Source organism: Flavobacterium sp. R1_16 (genome assembly GCF_057652095.1).
In genome coordinates this window covers 593,855-613,159 of record NZ_JBYFCG010000001.1, presented here as the reverse complement: position 1 = coordinate 613,159, position 19,305 = coordinate 593,855, and the positions used below count along the sequence as shown (strand labels likewise).

Sequence of the window (19,305 nt, the reverse complement as noted above, 5' to 3'; positions counted from 1 at the left end):
TTCTAAATTCATTCTACAATTGAAAATTGTTGTTCTAATTCTTTCGCTTTATGAAACAAAATATTGTTTTCAAGGTGAATGTGTTTGTGTAAATCTTGTTCAAATTCTTTTAGCATTGCAAAAGTCACTCTGTACGTTTCACAAGCGTCTGTTGGAGGAGTATAATTGTTGGTTAATTCTGAAATTTTGGCAAACAAATCGCCTTCCATTTCATGGTCGTGTTTGAGTAGTGCAATGGGGTTGTCTACAGTACCAAAATCTGGTTGTTGAATGGTTTGACTATTTTTTATTGCCGAATCCAAGGTTTTAATAAATGGGAACAAAATCAGTTCTTCTTTTTGCAAATGATTTAGTAATTCAGTTGCACTGATTTTGAATAAATTGGAGATTTCAAATAATTCAGGATGTCTATCGCCGTGAACTTTACATAATTTATCCAAATACATCAATAAAACTGGAGTTTTTTCTTGAATGTATTTATGATGAATTTCTAGAATATAATCGATTAATAAATTTGGAGAAAACAATTTAAAATTAATTTCTTCAGGAGCATTTGAATGAAAAAGATGATCGATTTCGTTTTGAATTTGATTTACATCCAAACCTTTGGCTTGGCAAACTTCATCAATTGTTTTGTTGCCTTTACAACAAAAATCAATTTTATATTTTGAGAAAAGTGCTGCAATTCTGTAATCTTGAGCCACATATTCTCCAACTGTTTTTTTTTCGGAGACGTTCATAGTATTTTTAGTTATGTGATACAATATTAACCTTATTCAACACAACAAAATATGAGTTAAATCATATTCAGAAAGATTTTTTAGATAAATATACTTCCTGAAAAATATTTAGATTTATAGTGACATTGAACTTAACGTAATGAAAAACAAACCATTAAAAATACACAGCAATAATAACCTATGCGTTATCGTCTTAAAATTAGAATTAGTACGAAAAAAATTATACAATAGTTTTGTATAACATCACGGCCGAAATATTCAAAGCTCTATTTTTAATCTCATCTGCCTTTGCCCCAACAAAAAGAGCATCAACAGTTTGACAAAAAAGCTGATTCCAATGCTCGAAATGCGCTTGACTTATGGCACTTTTTTGATGTAATTCTTTATGAACAGCCATTGGACTTCCACTATAATTGGCAGAATAGAATAATATATTTTCCCAAAAGTCATACATTTTAGGCAAGTGTAATTCCCAATTTACCTTGGCTACATCATTGAAAAAATAACCAATAACTTTGTCTGTTTTCACTGTATCATAAAACGTGTCTATTAACTTTTCAATATCTTTCCTATTTCTGATATCCGTTTTCATTGTTTATAAATCTTTGTTTTTAAATTTTTTAAGCGAAATAAAGAACGGAATAATTGCCCAAAGGCAAAGCAATAAAAACGAAGCTATTAACCCTGTAGATGTTCCAAAAAAGTCTTTAAAAATCGCTCCTGTATACCCCATCATTGCTGAAATATCAAGATGCAACAGTATTTGTATTCTAGCTAAATCTATAGGACTAAAAGCTGTTATGCCAACCATGGCATTTTCTATTGGATACTCTTGAAACTGAAACAATAAAAACAAAACCATTCCATCAAAAATCAAGGCAAAATACAACCAAGTCATGATAGCTATTCCAATTCCCTTGGCTTTATCACGTGTAAGAATGGAGCTCAAAAAAGCCAAAGCAACGAACACCACAGAAATCAAACTTCCAACGACAACCATCATTAAACCAACGCTATTTGGAGCATTTATCAATAATGGAATTCCAGCTCCAATTACAAAAGCCAAAATCATTGAAATTGACAATCCAAAAAACATACTTAGCCATATTTTCATTCGTTTTATAGGCTGACTCAATAACAGTTCGATAAATTCGGCACTATTGTAAATATAAATAGTTGAAAAAAGTATTGAAACCAAAGGTACCGTAAACAAAATTATATTTAAAATAGTGAGTAATCCCTTTGCAGAATTGTCCTCTAAGGCAAAAGAACTCCAGGATAAAATTGCCATAATTAAGGCATAAGCCAAAACGATTTTGTTTTTTAAAATGTCAAGTAATATGATTTTTATTAACCTATTCATTTCCTTTATTCTTTAAAATTTTAGCAATTGATTTAGATATCTTACTCTCGTTGGTTTCCAATTTTAAGTCAGACACTTTTTTATGGAAATAAATCTTACCTTCTTGCATAAAAACAATTTCAGAAACTAAATCATCCAATTCACTCAACAAGTGAGATGTAATCAAAATAAGTTTGCCCTTTTCTTTTTCAAGAATAATTTTTTCCTTTAAAATTTCAGATGCCAATGGATCTAACCCTGCTGTTGGCTCGTCTAAAATCAAAACATCTGGATTGAACAAAAAAGCCAATGCAGCACTCACTTTTTGTGTTGTCCCACCTGATAAGGTTTGCATTTGCTTAAAAAACATCTTTTCCAATTCAAAAGCATTTATTAATTCTTCATCTAATGGTTGGTTCGAATTCCGAATTTTTTTTATCATCTCAATAATTTGACCAATGGTCATATTGTCTGGATAGCGACCTATTTGTGGCATATAGCCAATACTTGAACGATAGAGATAATCACCATAAATTGATTTATTATTAAATTGTATTGAGCCTGAATCAGGAATAACCATCCCAAGAATAGACTTGATTAAAGTTGTTTTTCCGCAACCATTAGGACCAATTAATGCCACACATTCTCCTTTATGGAACGAAAGATTAATGTTTTGCAACACTTCATGTTTTCCAAATTTTTTAGTACAGTTTTCTATTATAATCATAATGGCAAAGACTTCATTAATGGTGTATTATCTACAAAATTATCTGGCGTTATACTCGGCAAAATTTTTTCTGATTTGTCTAGAAGCGTTATCATAAAACTTCTAAAAAGCAACATGGATGAGGGATTTTTTTCAGTCAATACTGCAAACAAACTCAATGGATGGTAAGACACATCTCCCACTCCATCTTTGTTTAAATCATATCCCTCATATTTATCCCAATAGTTGCTATTAAAAGTATTTAAAACCAAGCTACCATTAGTGCTAATATCAAATGTATTGCCTAAAAAATTATTACTTACCAATTCGTTATCCATGCAACTGGCTTGTACTTTTATTGCCCAACCGTTGGACTCAAAAACGTTCTTTTCCATTTTAATCCTCGTTGTGCCTTCCATATATATAGCAGAGGTATTCTTTAGAAAATGATTATTAAAAATATAACCATCTGATATTTCTTTAAGCAATAGTCCGTATGCAGAATCACCCCAATTTTCTTCAAAAGTATTATTGAACATTTTCAAACTTTTACTGAACATTACAGCAACTCCAGCTCCATTATTTTTAAACAAATTAGAAATGTAAGAATCATCATTGGAAAACATAAAATGCAATCCGTAACGGATATTTTTTTCAGAAATATTCCTCCAAATAACTGAATTGGTTACAAACTCAAAATAAATACCATCACGATGCCCTCTTACATTATTTGCAACGATTTGAAGATTGTCACTTTTCCAGCAATGGATTCCGTTGCCAATAAGTTGTTCTTCTTTCCCAAAAGCAATAATCGTATTACCTTTTATGATGCAATTAGTACAATTTTGAAGATAAATTCCAAAGAAATTGTCTTGAAGATAGTTATCAAAAATGCGAACATATTGCTTGTTGTATACTTTAATTCCGCATGGATCTTCGAGTGTTGCAAAACCAGACCGTATGATTTTAATTCCTTGAACTAAAACGCTATCTGCTTTTATAGATAATACTTCATACTTTTTTTGACCATCAATAATTGGGAAATTTTTTCCAATAAAAACTATTTTCTTATCTATTACAATATTACCTTCTTTGTATGTTCCGCTAGTTACAATAATGGTGTCACCGTCTTTTGCAATAGCAATGGCTTGTTTGATTTTTTTTATGGGATAAGCTGTCCCAACATAAATTGTAGTAGCATTTACTGTTTGAAACAAAAAAAGAGAAAGTAAAATGTAAAAAACATTCCTCATTTAATAGCTATTATAGATTTCATCCCAAGTTAACCGTTGGGCTTTCAGTTTTGGATGAAAGACTTTCCTAATTTCATCATTAGAAAATGCAGCTATATTTCCTCCCATGGGCGCACTAATAGTACCTCCTTTTAAAAAGAATCCTTTTTCAACAAGAATCATTTTGTGTGGAGTTGTATAGTCATTTACATATAATGATTTGTAAACAATGTCATCATTTGACTTAATATATTTTATCATGCATGAAGCGTCATCAAACTTGTAAACTCTGCCTTTTTCAGTGATTGCTTCACTTGCAAAAATGGAATTTGATATCGTCATCTTACAAAAATCGCATGAGTCAACATTCAACTTAATTGGTTTTGGTTCATTGGAACCACATGAAATTAAGCCTATCAATAAAATAATTATAATCCCTCTCTTTTTCATCACATTAATCTGTTTTCGATTTATTGTATTTATATTCTTTAACAACAATAAGAAGTAACAATACTCCTACTGCGGTGAGCATCCATCCCCCAGTATCTGGTATTGAATAGGCCCCAAAGTTGAGTAATTGCTTGTATCCAATAAGTGGAGGTTGATAGGACATACCCGGAACTTTTATAGCAGCATCAGGGTTAAGATTATGACCATATTCATAATTCCATCTGTAAAAATCGATTGCCGCTAAAAGAACAAAAAGTATGTAAAAAATAAAGAATAAAAAAACTGTTTTTCTTTTTGCGATGAAAATTAAAAGCAATGAAATTAGAGCAAAGCCACCAAAAATATAAGGCAAAATCGAAAACTCAAAGAAATTTTCTGTATGTAATGTTGCCATTCCTATATAGTGATTTAATCCATTGATGATTTCAACATCTCCGCCAATTTTATTAGCATACAACTGCAACACTAAACCTTCGGGATATTGTGGAGCTTCGAGTTCAATCCTCCACATCGGTACAAATAAAGAAGCTATAAATAATAACATCACTACCAAAAGTAATCCTTTTGATACCATTGAAATTTTTAATTTTTCCATTTTTTAAATCAAAAAGGGAACAAATAAATTTGTTCCCTTTGGTTAAATTTATTTAGTTGCTGCTGGTAAATTAGTTCCTAAACCAAATGTTATTGGAACAGTACTTCCTGCTGGAGATACTCTTAAATATCCTTGCATTTCCTGATGTAGAGCACTGCAAAAATCTGTGCAATAAAAAGGATACATACCCACTCTATCTGGTGTCCATTTTAATGTGGCTGTTTCTCCCGGCATAATCAGCAATTCGGCATTATTAGCTCCTTTAATTGAAAATCCGTGAGGAACATCCCAATCTTGTTCCAGATTTGTTATATGAAAATAAACTTCATCCCCCATTTTTATTCCTTCAATATTATCAGGAGAAAAATGAGAACGAATACAAGTCATGGAAATATCAACTCGTTTTCCATTTCGAACTACTTTGGTTTCCTTCTCTCCTTTGGTTACAAATGGGTGTTTGTTATCTGCTAATTTATAGAATTTCAACTGTCCGTTATTTCGAATTAAATCCGCCGGGGCAGCTTGTGCATAATGGGGTTCCCCAATAGTTGGAAAATCCAAAATCAGTTGCATCTTGTCGCCACTAATGTCATAAATTTGAGCCGATTGACACAGCTCTGGACCTGTTGGCAAATACCTATCTTTAGTAATCTTATTATATGCAATTAAATATTTACCAAAAGGTTTTTTAGAATCTCCACCAGGAATACAGAGGTGTCCAACAGAATAATACGTTGGTACTCTGTCTACAACTTGTAATGATTTAATATCCCATTTTACTACCTCAGAAGAAACAAAGAAGGTGGTATATGCATTTCCTTTTCCATCAAATTCTGTATGCAATGGTCCTAATCCTGGTTTTTGAACTTCTCCATGTAGAGCAGCTTCATATTTAATTACAGGAATTCCATCATATTCTCCTTCAAATTGTTTGTTTTTGATAGCATTTTGCAACTTATCAAAACTAAAAACTGGTATTAAAGCCGCCAATTTCCCTGAACCAACGATATATTCTCCTGTGGGATCAACATCACAACCGTGAGGTGATTTTGGACAAGGAATCATATAGCAAATGTCTTTTAACTCTTTAGAATCTAATATCAATACTTGAGTTTTCATTTCAGAAGTTGCGGAATGAGTACTCTCGTTATAGACATTATGAGCATATTTAGTAGGAGTTAATTTTCCTTTTCCTGCTTTAATATATTCTTCTGCCTTTTTCCAATTCACTGCCATAATAAAATCTTTGTCTTTTTGCGAGGCATTAACTTCCAATAAAGTGTTGGCTTGTTCGGTATTATAACAAGAAAAGAACATCCAACCATGAGATTTTCCTTTACCCGCATGCGACAAATCGAAGTTCACACCTGGACATTGAATTTGGAATGCGATGTCCATTTGACCTTCTTTACCCACTTTTACAAAGCTTAAGTGTCCTTTAAAATTTTGTTTGTAGGTATTAATTGGCACATCTCCATTTGAATTATCAGCTGGAACGCTGAAACGAGTTCCTGCAACCACATATTCTGTATTTTCAGTGATAAATGGCGAAGAGTGATTTCCTGCACTATTAGGCAATTCTATAATCTCTTTTGTTGTAAATGTTTTTAAGTCGATACGAGCAATACGTGGTGTATTATTAGCATTACCAAATACCCAACGACCATCAACTTCACCATTTGTTTGTGACATTTCAGTGTGGTGTAAATCATCCCATGGAACAAAACCATGAGAAGTATTTAACATGGGTTTAGTTTCTTCATTATACCCATATCCTTTTTCAGGATCAACTGAAAAAACAGGTATAACTCTAAAAAGTCTTCCGCTAGGAACACCATAAACACTCATCTGACCGCTAAAACCACCTGATACAAAGTTGTAGAATTCATCATACTTTCCCGGAGCAACGTATGCCTTTTGAGCTGCATCTCCGCTAACAGCATCACTTGAATTTTTTGGTTTACAAGAAGTAAACAAAGCACTTCCTAAAACGATAGCAATAACTGCCTTTATAAGTTTATCTTTATTCATAGTTTCTATTGTTTTATGATTATTTTACACCGTCTATTTTTCGCATGTACTCAAGAATATTTCTAGCCTCAGTATCACTTAATCCTTGATTTGGCATACGAACAAGGCAAATTTCAAGTTGTGCTTGCAATTTTGGATCTTTAGTAATCATAGGATCTGGATTAGTAATAAAGTTCATAATCCATTCTGGTTGGTGTCGCGAGGTAACTCCACTCCATCCAGGACCAACTAATTTTTCATCTGTAGTTTTGTGACATGAAGTACATTTAACATCGGCTACCTTTTGTCCCTCTGTAGCCATCGCTTGATCTAAGGTTGCCGCCAAATCAACTTTATCAAATTTACCTTCACCTCTTTTTGGATCATACGAAGATGGGTCTGAACTTGGTGTTTCTGTAGTTTCTGGTTTTGAAAAATCATTGTCTGAAGTTTCTTTTTTTCCACAAGAGATGTACAACAAGAATGTCATTAAAAGTATTGCAATCTTATTCATAATAATATTGGTTTAAAATTAGTTATACAAATTTCAATTTATATTATTTGAATAGGTATGATTGTAATCATACTCAAAAAGAATATTTTATCTTTTATTGAGTGGTATAAAAAAACAGTAGTAAGACTGTGCTTATTACTGTTTAAAAAAATAAAAATTAGTTCTAAATCAATATCTCAGTTCTTGTGTAAAGTTTGTTTTACTAACTAATTTAACTAAGATTTGAAAGATTATAAACCATAATTCAAATTCACACTCCATCGATAACTAGCTTCCACATTACCACCTGTAAGGTTTTGGTTAATGGGTAACATGGCGTTAATTCCCATTGACAATTTATCTTTTCCAACTTCGAATCCAATTTTTCCGAAAAATATATCTCCAGCAGTATCCTTCAATTCTTGTCCCATTTGATAATTACTTTGATATACCTCGCCCGAAAATCCCAATTGTGGCGCAAATGAAAATTGATCTTTTTCATACAAATAGAAAAAAGTTCCAGCATAATTCAATTGATTCCCAAATTGATAGTTGTTTTTATTCTCTGTTTTTAGAATATAATTCAACATGGTATTGATTCCAAATTGTTTTCTTCTAACAATATATTCCGTGGCTAAAAAATAATCCCAACTTCCTGTGCCCACCTGATAACTCGGATTTACACTTCCATTATTTGCTTGGTCAAATTTCCCCAATGGCGCTTTAATTCCACCGCCTAATTGCAAATTATGCACCAAAAACGTACTATCTTTATGAGTTTGATATAAAGTGTACATTCCTAAAACAGTAAGGTCTCCAATGCCTGATATGCTTTGACTTCCTGTTTCTGTTTGCCTATTGTGAAAATTATAAGGAAGCAAAGCAGAAATCTGGAAATTGGTTGCCACAGGAATTCGTGCCCAAACTTGAATGGTATTGAAATTTTCGTCGTACCATGGTGAATTACTATACAACCCATCAGTACTAGAATAAGATTGATAAAAATATCTTAAGCCAACAAAATTAGAATTTAACATCGACGCAAATCCCATGCTCCCTCCACTAGCCGAACAACCACAAGCATCACAATCGTCTAATTGGCGAAAGATTTTCTGATACTTTATAAACGGATTTTGTGGCACTAGACTGTCTTTCTCTGAAGCCATTCCGAGTTGAAAAGTGAATACTAAAAGTAAAATATATTTTTTCATAAATGTAAATTTTGAATTATTAGCGGTCATTCATGGAATCGCTTTTTATTAATTGGTGTTTGTTTCCAACAAACTTCTAGTATATTGCGATTTCATTGTTTTAAAATTCTGAGAATCGTTTATCGGTGAGATAGTGATTGTCGGTTAATGTCTTTAGAAATGCAATAATCTTTGTTTTTTCGGAACTCGTTAATGGAATTCCTAATGCACCATTAGTATTCAAAATTGGGTCTAAGGTTGCTGAATTAACTACTCCTTTAGAATAGTGATCTAGAACGGCCTCTAAAGTAAAAAATCGTCCATCATGCATGTAAGGTGCTGTTTTTTCGATATTTCGCAAACTTGGCACTTTAAATTTATATTTATCACTCTCAAGTTCAGTTACTCTATATCTTCCCACATCGTTTACTGCTGGATTTACAGCTAATCCATTATTCCTAAAGGAATTATCAGTAAATATATCTGTTGCATGACAAGTGGCACATTTTTGATTGAAAATAGCATAGCCATCCAATTCTTCCTCTGACAATACTCCTTGAGCTTCATTTCGTCTGTATTTGTCAAAACGAGAATTAGACGACGTTACCATTACCATGAACTGTGCTAAAGCCTTTAGCATGTTTTCGGAATTTATTTGACCGTTTGCAAAAGCTTGAGCAAATAATTTTTGATACGCCTTATCGGATTGCATCATTGCTATTGCATTAGGAAAATTGCCATTCATCTCAATAGAACTGGTAAACGGAATAATAGGTTGCAACTCTAAATGTGATGTTGTTCCGTCATACATAAAAGTAGTTTGAAAAGCTAAATTTTGAATCGGCGGCGTGTTACGAGTTCCCATTGCATTATTTACCCCATGACTAATGGAATGACCATGATGTGTAAACGCATCTTTTTGAATATGACAAAATCCACATGAAATCAATCCATCCGAAGAAAGTCTCCCATCGTAAAAAAGTTTTTTACCCAATTCAAATCCTTTTTCAGTAATGGGATTGGTTGCTAAATTGTAAGCCAACGGAGGAAAATTACTTGGAACCTTGAAATCTATTGGTATGTTTTGATATTCTTCAGAGCTGTCTTTTGAACAACTCCAAAAAATAACTACAAAAAGCACTAACAAATGTTGTGTTTTCATTTTGATTGTTTTTATAAAAAAGCTGTCAGTTAAAATCAACCAACAGCTTTTTTTTAACTAATTAATCGTTGTGAACGTGATTTACAATGAACATCCCAGAAAGATTTGAAGTTATTAAAGGCAAATTGGCTCCACCCATTATCATTGCTCCCATTCCTCCCATATTATTTTCAGTAAGATTAATCTTGTTGGTACCATCAATAATCTTAGCTACATCAGCAAAAATGTGTACATCGGGAGCAACATTAGTTCTTACGGTTGCTTTTGTAGGAAAATCAAGAGTAATAGTTGTGTAGTTGTAATTGGTTCCTGTTTTCCCTGTATGAACCATAAAACTAGTGTCTGTTGTAACTGACGAAGAAGTAAAAAGGCCTTCAAATTTAACAAACTTATACCCCGCACTCCATGACCACAACATGTCAGCAGCATCGGCATTTGTCAATAAATCTCCTTGACCTGTGGCTTCCAGATTGAACTGTTCTTCATCAACTCCAATTCCAAATGTCACCTTCGTATAATTCCCAGCAGGAATCTTTTCAAGCTCAATCATTTGACTTGCTTCATTGGATTCATCAACAATAAAATAACTTTCACTTTTTGGATAGGTAAATGTGGCCCCGTCTTCTTTGGTTAAAACGATGTTGCTTACTATGTATTTCACCTCAGTTATTTTTAGATTTTCACCTTGTGAGGTAGTGTTGGTTTGTGTATTTAATATGAGATTCGAACTGCCAAATACGTTGTCAAATTCTAATCCTATAGTACCTTCTCCACTTATTGTATCATCATTATCATTTGAACATGAGGTAAATGTTACAGCTATAGCCATTACGGCAATTATATTTTTTAATTGAAATTTCATTGTATATTTTTATTAATTAAAGTGTATTGATAATTGACCTGAAAAAACACTTTTCAGATACTAAAACATAGTCATAGTATTCCATTTCTGAAACTATCAAAAAGGAAAATGACACTTTTTACGATATAACTTTAGGAAATAAAAGTGGGTGGATGAAAAACGGAACAATTATTCAAGTAGGAATACAAGTTTGAATAATTATTATTTATGGTTTTTGATTTTAAAATCTTTTTCTTGTTGAGATTGAAAGCAACAAAATCTTGAAAGAAAAGAACTTCAAACTCATTAATGCTCATCTTTTTATCGGAAATAGGTTTTTCGTTCTCAGACGATTTTGCTAATTCTTGCATCAAATGACATTTCCCATTACATTTCATTTTGGGCTTATCTTTATTGACACATAACACTTTAGAAATATATTCATAATTAATTACGTATTCAAAAACCGGAAGTATCGGCTTTAAAAACATAACCATCGCTATTATAAATACTGCTTTTTTCACTTTGCAAATGTACAAAATTAGAATTCTGAATTTACATGATTGGAATCATATTTGATTAAAAAAAATTATCCTCCAATTTTTATCATGCTTCTATTTTGTGAAAACAATTTAGGATTCTGAAATTTTACATCATCATCCATACCGCCTCGCATGGCTTTCTTGTGCCTAATATTTTTAAAAATCAACGGCTCAATAGGCTGACCTGCTCTAAGAGTTTCCAGTAAAGAAGTTTCTGAGTTGGAGAACAGGCAATTTTTTAATTTCCCATCGGCGGTTAATCGAATGCGATTACAACTGCTACAAAATGGATTGGTAACCGAACTAATTACTGAAAAACTACCTTTATAGGATTGTATCTTATGATTTTTGGCGGTATCATTGGGTTTATCCAAAATTCGCTCCACAACCTCATCGGTGTAAAAAGAAGTTACTTGCGACAATATTTCAGCGTAGCTCACGAGTTTTTCTTTGTTCCATTGGTTACCATCAAAAGGCATGAACTCAATGAATCGTATTTGAATGGTTCTATCTTTGGTTAACTCAATAAAATCAATAATCTCATTATCATTAAATCCTTTGATAACGACCACATTTAATTTTACATGAAAGTCATTGGCGTAAAGCAAATCCAAATTCTCCCATAGTTTTTCAAAATAATTTCTTCGGGTAATGGTAGTGTATTTCTCTTTTTGCAAACTATCAATACTAACATTCAATGCTTTTATTCCAGCTTCCTTAAAAGTATCTATAAAATCATGAACCAAAATCCCATTGGTGGTCAAAGTGAGCTCTACACCAAGCTTTCCCAGTCGCTGAATTATTGTAGCCGCATCTTTCCTAACCAAAGGTTCGCCTCCTGTTAATCTAATTTTAGTTACACCAAGATGAACAAAGGTTTCTGCTATTCTAACAATCTCGTCAGCCGTCATCAAATGGGATTTGGGTGTAAGTGCAATACCTTCAGCAGGCATGCAATAGGTGCATCTTAAATTACAATGTTCTGTGATTGAAATGCGCAAATAGTTATGCTCTCGCCCATGCGCATCATACATTTGAAGATTGCTATTTACCATGGTCAAATCCATTTAGCAATTTAAACAAATGCAAAACCGACGGAAATACCGCATCCATTGACTCGCTCGCTCCTGCTGTAGAACCAGGCAGTGCCATAATTAGGGTATTGCCTTTGAATCCTACAACACTTCTTGATAACATAGCATAGGGCGTTCTGTCCTGACCATAGGAACGAATAGCTTCTTCAATTCCAGGAATACGTCTATCCAAAAGAGGAAGTACTGCTTCTGGAGTCACATCTCTATTCGATAATCCTGTTCCTCCTGTTATGAGTACTAAGTCTATTTTTTGTTCGCAGAAGGTATGTATTGAATTTTGAATGTCAATTATTTCATCAGGGATTACCAAATATTTAGAGATACTTAACCCTAAATTTTTTATTTTTTCTACGATTATTTTGCCTGCTTTATCTTCTTTTTTTCCAGATGAAACGCTGTCCGAACATACCATTACGGCTACTGAAAGTTGTTGTACCTCTTTAGTTCCATAATCGGATTTTCCTCCTTTTTTATGCAGTAATTTAATGGTTGAAATTTCAACATTTTTATCAATAGGCTTTAACATATCATACATTGTCAAAGCTACAATTGATGCACCGTGCATCGCCTCGACCTCAACTCCAGTTCGATAAATAGCTTTGACTGTAATCTCAATTTTAATTTCATTTGTTCCACATTCAAATTGAATTCCTGTGTATTCTATTGGCATAGGATGGCAGTCGGGAATAGCATTTGAGGTGTTTTTTACTGCAAACAATCCTGCCGTTCTAGATACTTCCAAAACATCTCCTTTTGGAACCGTTTTATTCAAAATGGCTTGCATTGTTTCTGGTAAGCCTACTTTTACGATGGCTTGAGCAGTGGCTGTTCGTTGTGTGATTATTTTATGAGTGATATCTACCATTTATGTATTTTTTTTCCAAGTATACGATTCATCTTCAAACAATTCTTTGCCGAAAATGGCTACTTTTTCCTTAATTTCTTCCACTAAAAATTCTAAAGCTTCATAAACCACCTTTCTTCTGGGCGCCGAAACAAATACAAATAGGCATATTTCTCCAGTTTTGACCAATCCTAAACTGTGATAAATATGCAAGCAAGACAATTCATATTTGGCGAAAGCGGCTTCACGTATGTCATAAAAACTTTGTTCCGCCATTTCTTCATAGGCTGAATATTCGATGGCAACTACTTTCTTCCCATCAATTTCATCAGCTCGCACCTGACCTAAAAAAATATTGTGTGCACCTATGGTCGTTTTGCTTTGATGTTTAGTAATTGAATTTCCTATAAAATCTGAGCTAATTGCTCCTTGTATGAAAGAGGTTTTCTTGGGTTTATCTGTTGACATAATTACTTTTTTAAATGCTGTTCGAGGCTTTGAATACCACCTTTGAGATGGGAAACTTTAAGGAATCCACGTTTTTTTAAATAATTTAATGCAATACTACTTCGTTGACCTGTTTGGCAAAACAGAACCACTTCCTGTGCTATATTCACTGTTTTTGTATAGCTTTCTATTTGATTTAATGGAACATTTACTACATTATTCCCTTTGTATCTCGGCATTTCATTTTGCTCCCGCACATCTATAATTACTACATTGGAATCATTACTTTTTTCAAAAAACCGTTCTTGGTCTAGTAGTTCATTAGATATAACTTTTTTGTTATTCAAAAGTTGAAGCCCCGTAATTAATCCTTTTTCGATTTCTTTAGGATTTTTTTGAAAATCAATTAATTGTGTTTGCGCCTGTAAGGCTTCATAAATTAATAATTTACCCGACAATATCGTTCCAATTCCTAGAATTATCTTAAATACCTCGGTAGCTTGTAAAACACCAAGAGCATTTGGCAAAACTCCTAAAACTCCGGCTTCAACACAATTCGGAATGGTATTTAAATCTTCTTTTTCTGGAAATAAACAGCGGTAACTCGGTCCATTTTTATAATTAAATACCGAAACTTGCCCTTCAAATTTATGAATGGAAGCGTACACAAAAGGAATCTTTTTTGCTAGACAAACATCATTAATGAGGTAGCGAACAGGAATCGTATCCGTACAATCTACTATAATTTCATAATCATTTACAATTTCAAAAGCATTTTCTATAGCAAAGAAATCAGGGAACACTTGAATAGCAATAGTTGGATTCAATTTTTGAATTGCAAGAGCAGCTGTAACTGCTTTATTCTTTCCGCAATCGTCGAGCGTATGCAAGAACTGTCGATGCAGATTGGTTGCTTCCACCACATCTCCATCAACAATTCCAATGGTACCAACACCTGCCGCTGCTAAATTTTGCAGTACTGGACAACCCAAACCACCCGCTCCAATAACCAGAACTTTAGCGTTTTGTATTTTCTGTTGTCCTAACTGACCAATTTCGGCAAGCGCCACTTGTCTTTTATATCGTTTTGTTTCTTCCATTTTCAATTATCCACCTGCAAAAGGAGGTAAAAAAGCAACTACATCCTGATTTTTAATTTCAACATCTGTCGTACAAATAGTTTGATTTAGCGCCACGGCATAGGTAGTATTTTGTAACCCTTCATAAAGAGTTTCCAACTTTGATTGAAGAACAGTCATAGCAATGGTTTCCTGATCCATTTGCAATTGCTCTTCTTTTTTGTTGGTCAAATCTGCCAGCAAACCAAAATATTTTACAGTTACAATCATCTTTTCAAATTTTGATATTCGTCAGGTGTGTTTATATTCACTAACTGATTTTTCCACTTTTCGGGCACTTGAATATCTTGGTGAAGTACTTCATTAACCAAATCTCTTACTTTTAATTGATTGCCCGCTATGGCTTCGCTCAATTGTATTCTAATAGACCTATCGTAAACCGCTACGAGAGGATTCGTTTTACCATTTACTACTAATTGAGTCACCAGAAATAATTCTGAATGCTTGTTGTACATCCATTGTAAAAGTTCTGTGGCAACTAGTGGAGTATCTACGCTTACTACAATATTCATTTTTGTTTTAGAATATTTCAATCCTGTATAAATACCTCCAAGTGGTCCTTTGTTGGGAATAATATCTTCAACTCGAGTACATCCTAAAAAGTCATAGTCTGAATTTGATGATACAACCATACAATTTTCACCTACAAGAGGTTGAAGCGCCTCATAAATGTGTGTTACAAAGGGCTTACCATCTAAAAGTAGTAATCCCTTATCCGTTCCCATACGCTGGCTTTTTCCACCAGCCAAAATAATTCCCGTACAATTTTCCATTAGGCTGTGGTATATAATTTTACAATTGCAATTCCGATAACTGTAGCCAAAATATATCGCAATTGCATCGTATTCAATTTTTTACTTCCATAAAAAGCACCGATTAAGCCTCCTACAAAAGCAACGAGTATTAAAAGCAAAGAAGATGAAGACAATGCACCTCCCTTACTGACAAAACCAAAAAGTCCAGAAACGGAATTCACCAAAATAAACAATGCCGATACTGCTGCCGATTGTTTTATAGTTGCCCAACCCAACAAAAGTAAAATTGGACTCAAAATGATTCCACCACCAATACCTAATAATCCTGATAAAAATCCGATTGATGCTCCTATGAATAAAGCCAAAGGAATATTAATAGGTCGAATGGTTTCGTTTTCTTTGCCAAAAAAACCTAGTATCCGCAAAACAGCAAACAGCAATACTGTAGCTAAAATTACCTTGTAATAAAACGTATCAATGGTTAGATAACCTCCAATGAAAGAAAACGGAATTGATGCAATTGCAAATGGGTAGAACAAGTTTTTTTTAAAATAATTTCCTTTGAAATAAAAATAAAAAGAAACCGAGGAAACAAAAATATTCAATATCAAAGCGGTGGGTTTCATTATTGAAATTGGGAAAGCAAATGCCGACATCAATGCCAAATAACCACTTGCCCCACCATGACCCACACTTGCATACAAGAAGGCAATCACTCCAAGAAGCAACAAAAAAAGAGGCATATTGACTGTTTCTAAAATCATTATGGTAAATGCTTTTGCAATTGGCTATCTAAAAATTCCCAACATTCTTTATTAATAGTTTCAAAAGAGGCTATCAAGGATTTTCCGTAAGAAGTCAATTGCGTTCCTCCACCTTTAGTACCGCCAACATGAGTAAGAATCAACGGTTGTGCGGATGCTCGATTGGAGTCATCAATCAACCGCCATGCTTTTTGGTAAGACAAATTCATTGCCTTGGCAGCCTTGTTTAACGAGCCCGTTTCCTCAATTAACTTCAACAATTGAAGTCGTCCTTCACTAATGAGAATACCCTCATTAGTCTCAATCCAAATCTTACTTTTGATTTTCAAAATCCTTATCGTTATATGCATGCGAAGATAACGAAATTTTCACTTTACAAAAAATAAACAGGAACTTTAACACCCTTTTTCAAGTCATAAATTCCTTCTTCAACGAACAACAATCCATTAGCTACAGAGAAAGAATTCAGCATGGAAGAAGCTTGATGTGACAAAACAGCTACTCCATCATCTGTAACACTGGCTTTGAGAAATTGAGCGCGAGAATTATTTACCTTATAATCATGAGCTAATGGAACTAATGTAGCTTGATTGTAGTTTGCTGCTTTTCCCGAAAGAATTAACAAAGTAGGCAACACATAGACATAAAAACAAGTTAAACAAGCCGCTGGATTTCCCGGAAGTGCAAAAACCATTTTCTCTTCTTGCTTTCCTACAAAGAGCGGTTTTCCGGGTTTTTGGTTTACCTTGTAAAAAAGAGTTTCCACTTCTAATTCTTTCAATGCTTGTGCCACAAAATCGTAATCACCAACCGATATTCCGCCAGAAACTAACACCACATCATTGGCGTGTAAGGCTTTTTCCAATTCCTTCTTGGTGTTTTCAAAATCATCATTAACGGCATACAAATTTACTTCTGAATAAAAAGCATCATATAAAGCCGATTGCAACATACATCCGTTGCTTTCGTAGACTTTGCCATAGCTGAGTGGAGTTCCTGGCTGCACCAATTCGTTGCCCGTAACCACAATTCCAACTCTTGGTTTAGTGTAAACGTTCACAGTAGTAATGCCTAAACTTGCCAAAAAACCAATGGCAGCGGCATTAAGAACCGTTCCTTTTTCGAGAGCTAAATCGCCACTAGCAATTTGTTCCCCAATGGGTCTCACATTCATTCCTATGACCGGCTGTTTATCGAGTTGTATTGTTGCTTCTTTTCGTTGTACTTTTTCAATGGGCACAACTGCTTGAGCGGTATCGGGAACTGCGGCACCCGTAAAAATTTTTACTGCTTGACCAGAAGTGAGCACTATTTGATGTTCATCGCCTGCTTTTACTTCGCCAATGCATTCGTAATCTAATGATTCATGCAAACAAAGAGCATAGCCATCCATAGACGATTGTCGAAACGGAGGCATGTTGATAGGGGAATATACTGCCTCTGCCAAAACATGTTTCCTAGCCTGAACCAGTGGATAAACTGCTGTTTGAGGCAAAGGTAAATTGGCTTGTAAAATGGCAAACGCTTCCTGAACTGAAATCATAGAGACTGTATTGAAAATCCAAAATTACAATTCGCAAGTGATTTATTTAGCGTTTGAAGAAAAAATTGAAGAATTTGAGAAAGGAGTGGTATATTTGGGAAACCTAGTATAGAGTAACATAAAATAAATTACAATAATTTTAGGATAGCTCAAAAGTAAATCGTCAATTTTAAAAACGAGAATTAGTAATATGTAATTTATTTTTTTAAAAGCTAATCCAAATGGATGAGAATCTCTTTTGTGATAAAAACAAATACTATATTTACTTAAATATAGTGTTTAGTTGTATATTTGCATTTACATTTTAAACATAATTTTGTATAAATGGACAATTATAACATAAAAAAAGAACGATTTAAGCGAGTTGCTTCAAAAAGAGTTTACAAGCTATTGCAGGGAATTAGAAGCCTATCGAAGTGCTCAAACATTAACAATTATGAATATTCAGAAGATGACTTTCAGAAAATGATAAAAGCAATAAAAGAAGAACTGAAAACAATGGAAACTCTTTATAAGAAGAACTTAAAAAACAATATTGACTCATTCAATTTCTAATTATGGAAAATATATTCAAAGAACTGTTAGTAGCTTATAAAGCAGAACAAGTACGAAAGGTGTTAATGAAAATCGGTGCTTCAAATTACAGATTTGAAGCTGTTGGTGGAAGGAAAAATAATTTAGCAACCATCAATATTGGGACCGACCCTGCGGCTGGAGTTACTGAAAGAATAACAAATGCCATTGATGCAGTATTAGAAAAAGAATGGAAGTTAAAAAACGAACCAACAGATATTAAAACTCCGAGACGGGCATCTGAACTTTGGTATGGTATTGAGAGTGGAAAAATTTCCAAGATTTCAGACCCTCACGACAAGCGACTAAAAGAACTTAGCGAATTAGTCAATGTCACGCTTTATGATTCAGGTCAACCTAATAAACCAACGGTAGAAATTAGAGATAAGAGAATTGGTTTAGAGCCTGAGCAATTTTCAAAAACAATACTTGACCTAAATGGAAATAATAAAATTGGAAAATTACACTTAATGGGTGCATATGGACAAGGTGGTTCGACTGCCCTGTCATACAATGACTTGACCATTATAATTTCAAAACCATTTTTTGGAGACCAACGCAAAAAGAAGAAAGTAGCTTGGACAATTGTAAGGATTAATCCAGGAGACATTAATAAAGATAAGCACGAATGGTATGAATATATGGTTGACAATTCAACTGGTCAGCCTTTCGTATGTGAAATTTCAGATGAAGAATTTGAGCCAGGTACTCTTGTTCGTCATATTATGATGGATTTGGGCGTTTCCCTGTCGGGTCGGGCTTTCCGCACTCGCTTTTTTGCTCCTAACGTCACAAAAAGAGCTCAAACAATTGCTTCAATCCCTAACGCAATAGCTGCATAGA

General features: G+C 33.8%; 24 protein-coding genes. 2 read left to right on the top strand and 22 right to left on the bottom strand.

Annotated features, from left to right (window positions below):
- Positions 1-8: 8 nt before the first annotated feature.
- The 22 genes from ric to AC23L6_RS02630 form a co-directional block, all read right to left on the bottom strand.
- Positions 9-740: an iron-sulfur cluster repair di-iron protein gene (ric, locus tag AC23L6_RS02735; RefSeq protein ID WP_487560768.1), complete on the bottom strand. Its 732-nt coding sequence runs from the start codon at positions 738-740 to the stop codon at positions 9-11.
- 220 nt (positions 741-960) lie between these two features.
- Positions 961-1,332: a group III truncated hemoglobin gene (locus tag AC23L6_RS02730; protein WP_487560767.1), complete on the bottom strand. Its 372-nt coding sequence runs from the start codon at positions 1,330-1,332 to the stop codon at positions 961-963.
- A gap of 3 nt (positions 1,333-1,335) precedes the next feature.
- Complete coding sequence (locus AC23L6_RS02725; protein WP_487560766.1) at positions 1,336-2,103, bottom strand: ABC transporter permease subunit; 768 nt, start codon at positions 2,101-2,103, stop codon at positions 1,336-1,338.
- Positions 2,096-2,809 carry an ABC transporter ATP-binding protein gene (locus AC23L6_RS02720; RefSeq protein ID WP_487560765.1) on the bottom strand — a complete coding sequence of 238 codons (714 nt, stop codon included), beginning with the start codon at positions 2,807-2,809 and terminating at the stop codon, positions 2,096-2,098. The genes AC23L6_RS02725 and AC23L6_RS02720 overlap by 8 nt, the downstream gene beginning before the upstream one ends.
- Positions 2,806-4,041, bottom strand: coding sequence for a nitrous oxide reductase family maturation protein NosD (locus AC23L6_RS02715; protein WP_487560764.1), 1,236 nt, complete (start codon positions 4,039-4,041; stop codon positions 2,806-2,808). Before AC23L6_RS02715 ends, AC23L6_RS02720 begins: the two co-directional genes overlap by 4 nt.
- Positions 4,042-4,470 (bottom strand): nitrous oxide reductase accessory protein NosL, encoded by a 429-nt coding sequence (locus tag AC23L6_RS02710; protein ID WP_487560763.1) that lies wholly within the window; start codon positions 4,468-4,470, stop codon positions 4,042-4,044.
- 4 nt (positions 4,471-4,474) lie between these two features.
- Positions 4,475-5,065, bottom strand: coding sequence for a hypothetical protein (locus AC23L6_RS02705; protein ID WP_487560762.1), 591 nt, complete (start codon positions 5,063-5,065; stop codon positions 4,475-4,477).
- Between the two features lie 48 nt (positions 5,066-5,113).
- Positions 5,114-7,096: a Sec-dependent nitrous-oxide reductase gene (nosZ, locus tag AC23L6_RS02700; RefSeq protein WP_487560761.1), complete on the bottom strand. Its 1,983-nt coding sequence runs from the start codon at positions 7,094-7,096 to the stop codon at positions 5,114-5,116.
- 19 nt (positions 7,097-7,115) lie between these two features.
- Positions 7,116-7,589 carry a c-type cytochrome gene (locus AC23L6_RS02695; RefSeq protein ID WP_487560760.1) on the bottom strand — a complete coding sequence of 158 codons (474 nt, stop codon included), beginning with the start codon at positions 7,587-7,589 and terminating at the stop codon, positions 7,116-7,118.
- Between the two features lie 230 nt (positions 7,590-7,819).
- Positions 7,820-8,779, bottom strand: a complete 960-nt coding sequence (locus tag AC23L6_RS02690; RefSeq protein WP_487560759.1) for a transporter family protein — start codon at positions 8,777-8,779, stop codon at positions 7,820-7,822.
- 100 nt (positions 8,780-8,879) lie between these two features.
- The gene (locus AC23L6_RS02685) at positions 8,880-9,920 is read right to left on the bottom strand and encodes a cytochrome-c peroxidase (RefSeq protein ID WP_487560758.1); all 1,041 of its coding nucleotides are present in this window, start codon (positions 9,918-9,920) and stop codon (positions 8,880-8,882) included.
- Between the two features lie 61 nt (positions 9,921-9,981).
- Entirely contained in the window at positions 9,982-10,782 is an 801-nt protein-coding gene (locus AC23L6_RS02680) for an MbnP family protein (protein ID WP_487560757.1), read from the bottom strand.
- Between the two features lie 131 nt (positions 10,783-10,913).
- Entirely contained in the window at positions 10,914-11,285 is a 372-nt protein-coding gene (locus tag AC23L6_RS02675) for a hypothetical protein (RefSeq protein ID WP_487560756.1), read from the bottom strand.
- 65 nt (positions 11,286-11,350) lie between these two features.
- A complete protein-coding gene (moaA, locus tag AC23L6_RS02670; protein ID WP_487565514.1) occupies positions 11,351-12,370 on the bottom strand; it encodes a GTP 3',8-cyclase MoaA in 1,020 nt (339 codons plus the stop codon).
- Positions 12,348-13,262 carry a bifunctional molybdenum cofactor biosynthesis protein MoaC/MoaB gene (gene moaCB, locus AC23L6_RS02665; RefSeq protein WP_487560754.1) on the bottom strand — a complete coding sequence of 305 codons (915 nt, stop codon included), beginning with the start codon at positions 13,260-13,262 and terminating at the stop codon, positions 12,348-12,350. The genes moaA and moaCB overlap by 23 nt, the downstream gene beginning before the upstream one ends.
- Entirely contained in the window at positions 13,263-13,709 is a 447-nt protein-coding gene (locus AC23L6_RS02660; protein WP_487560753.1) for a molybdenum cofactor biosynthesis protein MoaE, read from the bottom strand.
- A 2-nt stretch (positions 13,710-13,711) separates the two neighbouring features.
- Positions 13,712-14,788, bottom strand: coding sequence for a ThiF family adenylyltransferase (locus tag AC23L6_RS02655; protein ID WP_487560752.1), 1,077 nt, complete (start codon positions 14,786-14,788; stop codon positions 13,712-13,714).
- 6 nt (positions 14,789-14,794) lie between these two features.
- Entirely contained in the window at positions 14,795-15,037 is a 243-nt protein-coding gene (locus AC23L6_RS02650; protein WP_487560751.1) for a MoaD/ThiS family protein, read from the bottom strand.
- Positions 15,034-15,600 (bottom strand): molybdenum cofactor guanylyltransferase, encoded by a 567-nt coding sequence (gene mobA, locus AC23L6_RS02645; RefSeq protein ID WP_487560750.1) that lies wholly within the window; start codon positions 15,598-15,600, stop codon positions 15,034-15,036. The genes AC23L6_RS02650 and mobA overlap by 4 nt, the downstream gene beginning before the upstream one ends.
- On the bottom strand, positions 15,600-16,346 hold the full coding sequence (locus tag AC23L6_RS02640; protein ID WP_487560749.1) for a sulfite exporter TauE/SafE family protein: 747 nt from the start codon (positions 16,344-16,346) through the stop codon (positions 15,600-15,602). Before AC23L6_RS02640 ends, mobA begins: the two co-directional genes overlap by 1 nt.
- Complete coding sequence (locus tag AC23L6_RS02635; protein WP_487560748.1) at positions 16,346-16,675, bottom strand: winged helix-turn-helix domain-containing protein; 330 nt, start codon at positions 16,673-16,675, stop codon at positions 16,346-16,348. Before AC23L6_RS02635 ends, AC23L6_RS02640 begins: the two co-directional genes overlap by 1 nt.
- Positions 16,676-16,719: 44 nt before the next feature.
- Positions 16,720-17,889, bottom strand: coding sequence for a molybdopterin molybdotransferase MoeA (locus AC23L6_RS02630; protein ID WP_487560747.1), 1,170 nt, complete (start codon positions 17,887-17,889; stop codon positions 16,720-16,722).
- A gap of 324 nt (positions 17,890-18,213) precedes the next feature.
- On the opposite strand from AC23L6_RS02630, the gene AC23L6_RS02625 reads away from it, so the two are divergent.
- The gene (locus AC23L6_RS02625; RefSeq protein ID WP_487560746.1) at positions 18,214-18,444 is read left to right on the top strand and encodes a hypothetical protein; all 231 of its coding nucleotides are present in this window, start codon (positions 18,214-18,216) and stop codon (positions 18,442-18,444) included.
- Positions 18,445-18,446: 2 nt separating this feature from the next.
- A complete protein-coding gene (locus AC23L6_RS02620) occupies positions 18,447-19,304 on the top strand; it encodes a hypothetical protein (protein WP_487560745.1) in 858 nt (285 codons plus the stop codon).
- The last annotated feature ends 1 nt before the right edge of the window (position 19,305 follow it).

What these genes read in the sequence shown, in the direction of transcription:
- ric (WP_487560768.1), bottom strand. Translation starts at nt 740, where the DNA reads ATGAACGTCTCCGAAAAAAAAACAGTTGGAGAATATGTGGCTCAAGAT.
- AC23L6_RS02730 (WP_487560767.1), bottom strand. Translation starts at nt 1,332, where the DNA reads ATGAAAACGGATATCAGAAATAGGAAAGATATTGAAAAGTTAATAGAC.
- AC23L6_RS02725 (WP_487560766.1), bottom strand. Translation starts at nt 2,103, where the DNA reads ATGAATAGGTTAATAAAAATCATATTACTTGACATTTTAAAAAACAAA.
- AC23L6_RS02720 (WP_487560765.1), bottom strand. Translation starts at nt 2,809, where the DNA reads ATGATTATAATAGAAAACTGTACTAAAAAATTTGGAAAACATGAAGTG.
- AC23L6_RS02715 (WP_487560764.1), bottom strand. Translation starts at nt 4,041, where the DNA reads ATGAGGAATGTTTTTTACATTTTACTTTCTCTTTTTTTGTTTCAAACA.
- AC23L6_RS02710 (WP_487560763.1), bottom strand. Translation starts at nt 4,470, where the DNA reads ATGAAAAAGAGAGGGATTATAATTATTTTATTGATAGGCTTAATTTCA.
- AC23L6_RS02705 (WP_487560762.1), bottom strand. Translation starts at nt 5,065, where the DNA reads ATGGAAAAATTAAAAATTTCAATGGTATCAAAAGGATTACTTTTGGTA.
- nosZ (WP_487560761.1), bottom strand. Translation starts at nt 7,096, where the DNA reads ATGAATAAAGATAAACTTATAAAGGCAGTTATTGCTATCGTTTTAGGA.
- AC23L6_RS02695 (WP_487560760.1), bottom strand. Translation starts at nt 7,589, where the DNA reads ATGAATAAGATTGCAATACTTTTAATGACATTCTTGTTGTACATCTCT.
- AC23L6_RS02690 (WP_487560759.1), bottom strand. Translation starts at nt 8,779, where the DNA reads ATGAAAAAATATATTTTACTTTTAGTATTCACTTTTCAACTCGGAATG.
- AC23L6_RS02685 (WP_487560758.1), bottom strand. Translation starts at nt 9,920, where the DNA reads ATGAAAACACAACATTTGTTAGTGCTTTTTGTAGTTATTTTTTGGAGT.
- AC23L6_RS02680 (WP_487560757.1), bottom strand. Translation starts at nt 10,782, where the DNA reads ATGAAATTTCAATTAAAAAATATAATTGCCGTAATGGCTATAGCTGTA.
- moaA (WP_487565514.1), bottom strand. Translation starts at nt 12,370, where the DNA reads ATGGATTTGACCATGGTAAATAGCAATCTTCAAATGTATGATGCGCAT.
- moaCB (WP_487560754.1), bottom strand. Translation starts at nt 13,262, where the DNA reads ATGGTAGATATCACTCATAAAATAATCACACAACGAACAGCCACTGCT.
- AC23L6_RS02660 (WP_487560753.1), bottom strand. Translation starts at nt 13,709, where the DNA reads ATGTCAACAGATAAACCCAAGAAAACCTCTTTCATACAAGGAGCAATT.
- AC23L6_RS02655 (WP_487560752.1), bottom strand. Translation starts at nt 14,788, where the DNA reads ATGGAAGAAACAAAACGATATAAAAGACAAGTGGCGCTTGCCGAAATT.
- AC23L6_RS02650 (WP_487560751.1), bottom strand. Translation starts at nt 15,037, where the DNA reads ATGATTGTAACTGTAAAATATTTTGGTTTGCTGGCAGATTTGACCAAC.
- mobA (WP_487560750.1), bottom strand. Translation starts at nt 15,600, where the DNA reads ATGGAAAATTGTACGGGAATTATTTTGGCTGGTGGAAAAAGCCAGCGT.
- AC23L6_RS02640 (WP_487560749.1), bottom strand. Translation starts at nt 16,346, where the DNA reads ATGATTTTAGAAACAGTCAATATGCCTCTTTTTTTGTTGCTTCTTGGA.
- AC23L6_RS02630 (WP_487560747.1), bottom strand. Translation starts at nt 17,889, where the DNA reads ATGATTTCAGTTCAGGAAGCGTTTGCCATTTTACAAGCCAATTTACCT.
- AC23L6_RS02625 (WP_487560746.1), top strand. Translation starts at nt 18,214, where the DNA reads ATGGACAATTATAACATAAAAAAAGAACGATTTAAGCGAGTTGCTTCA.
- AC23L6_RS02620 (WP_487560745.1), top strand. Translation starts at nt 18,447, where the DNA reads ATGGAAAATATATTCAAAGAACTGTTAGTAGCTTATAAAGCAGAACAA.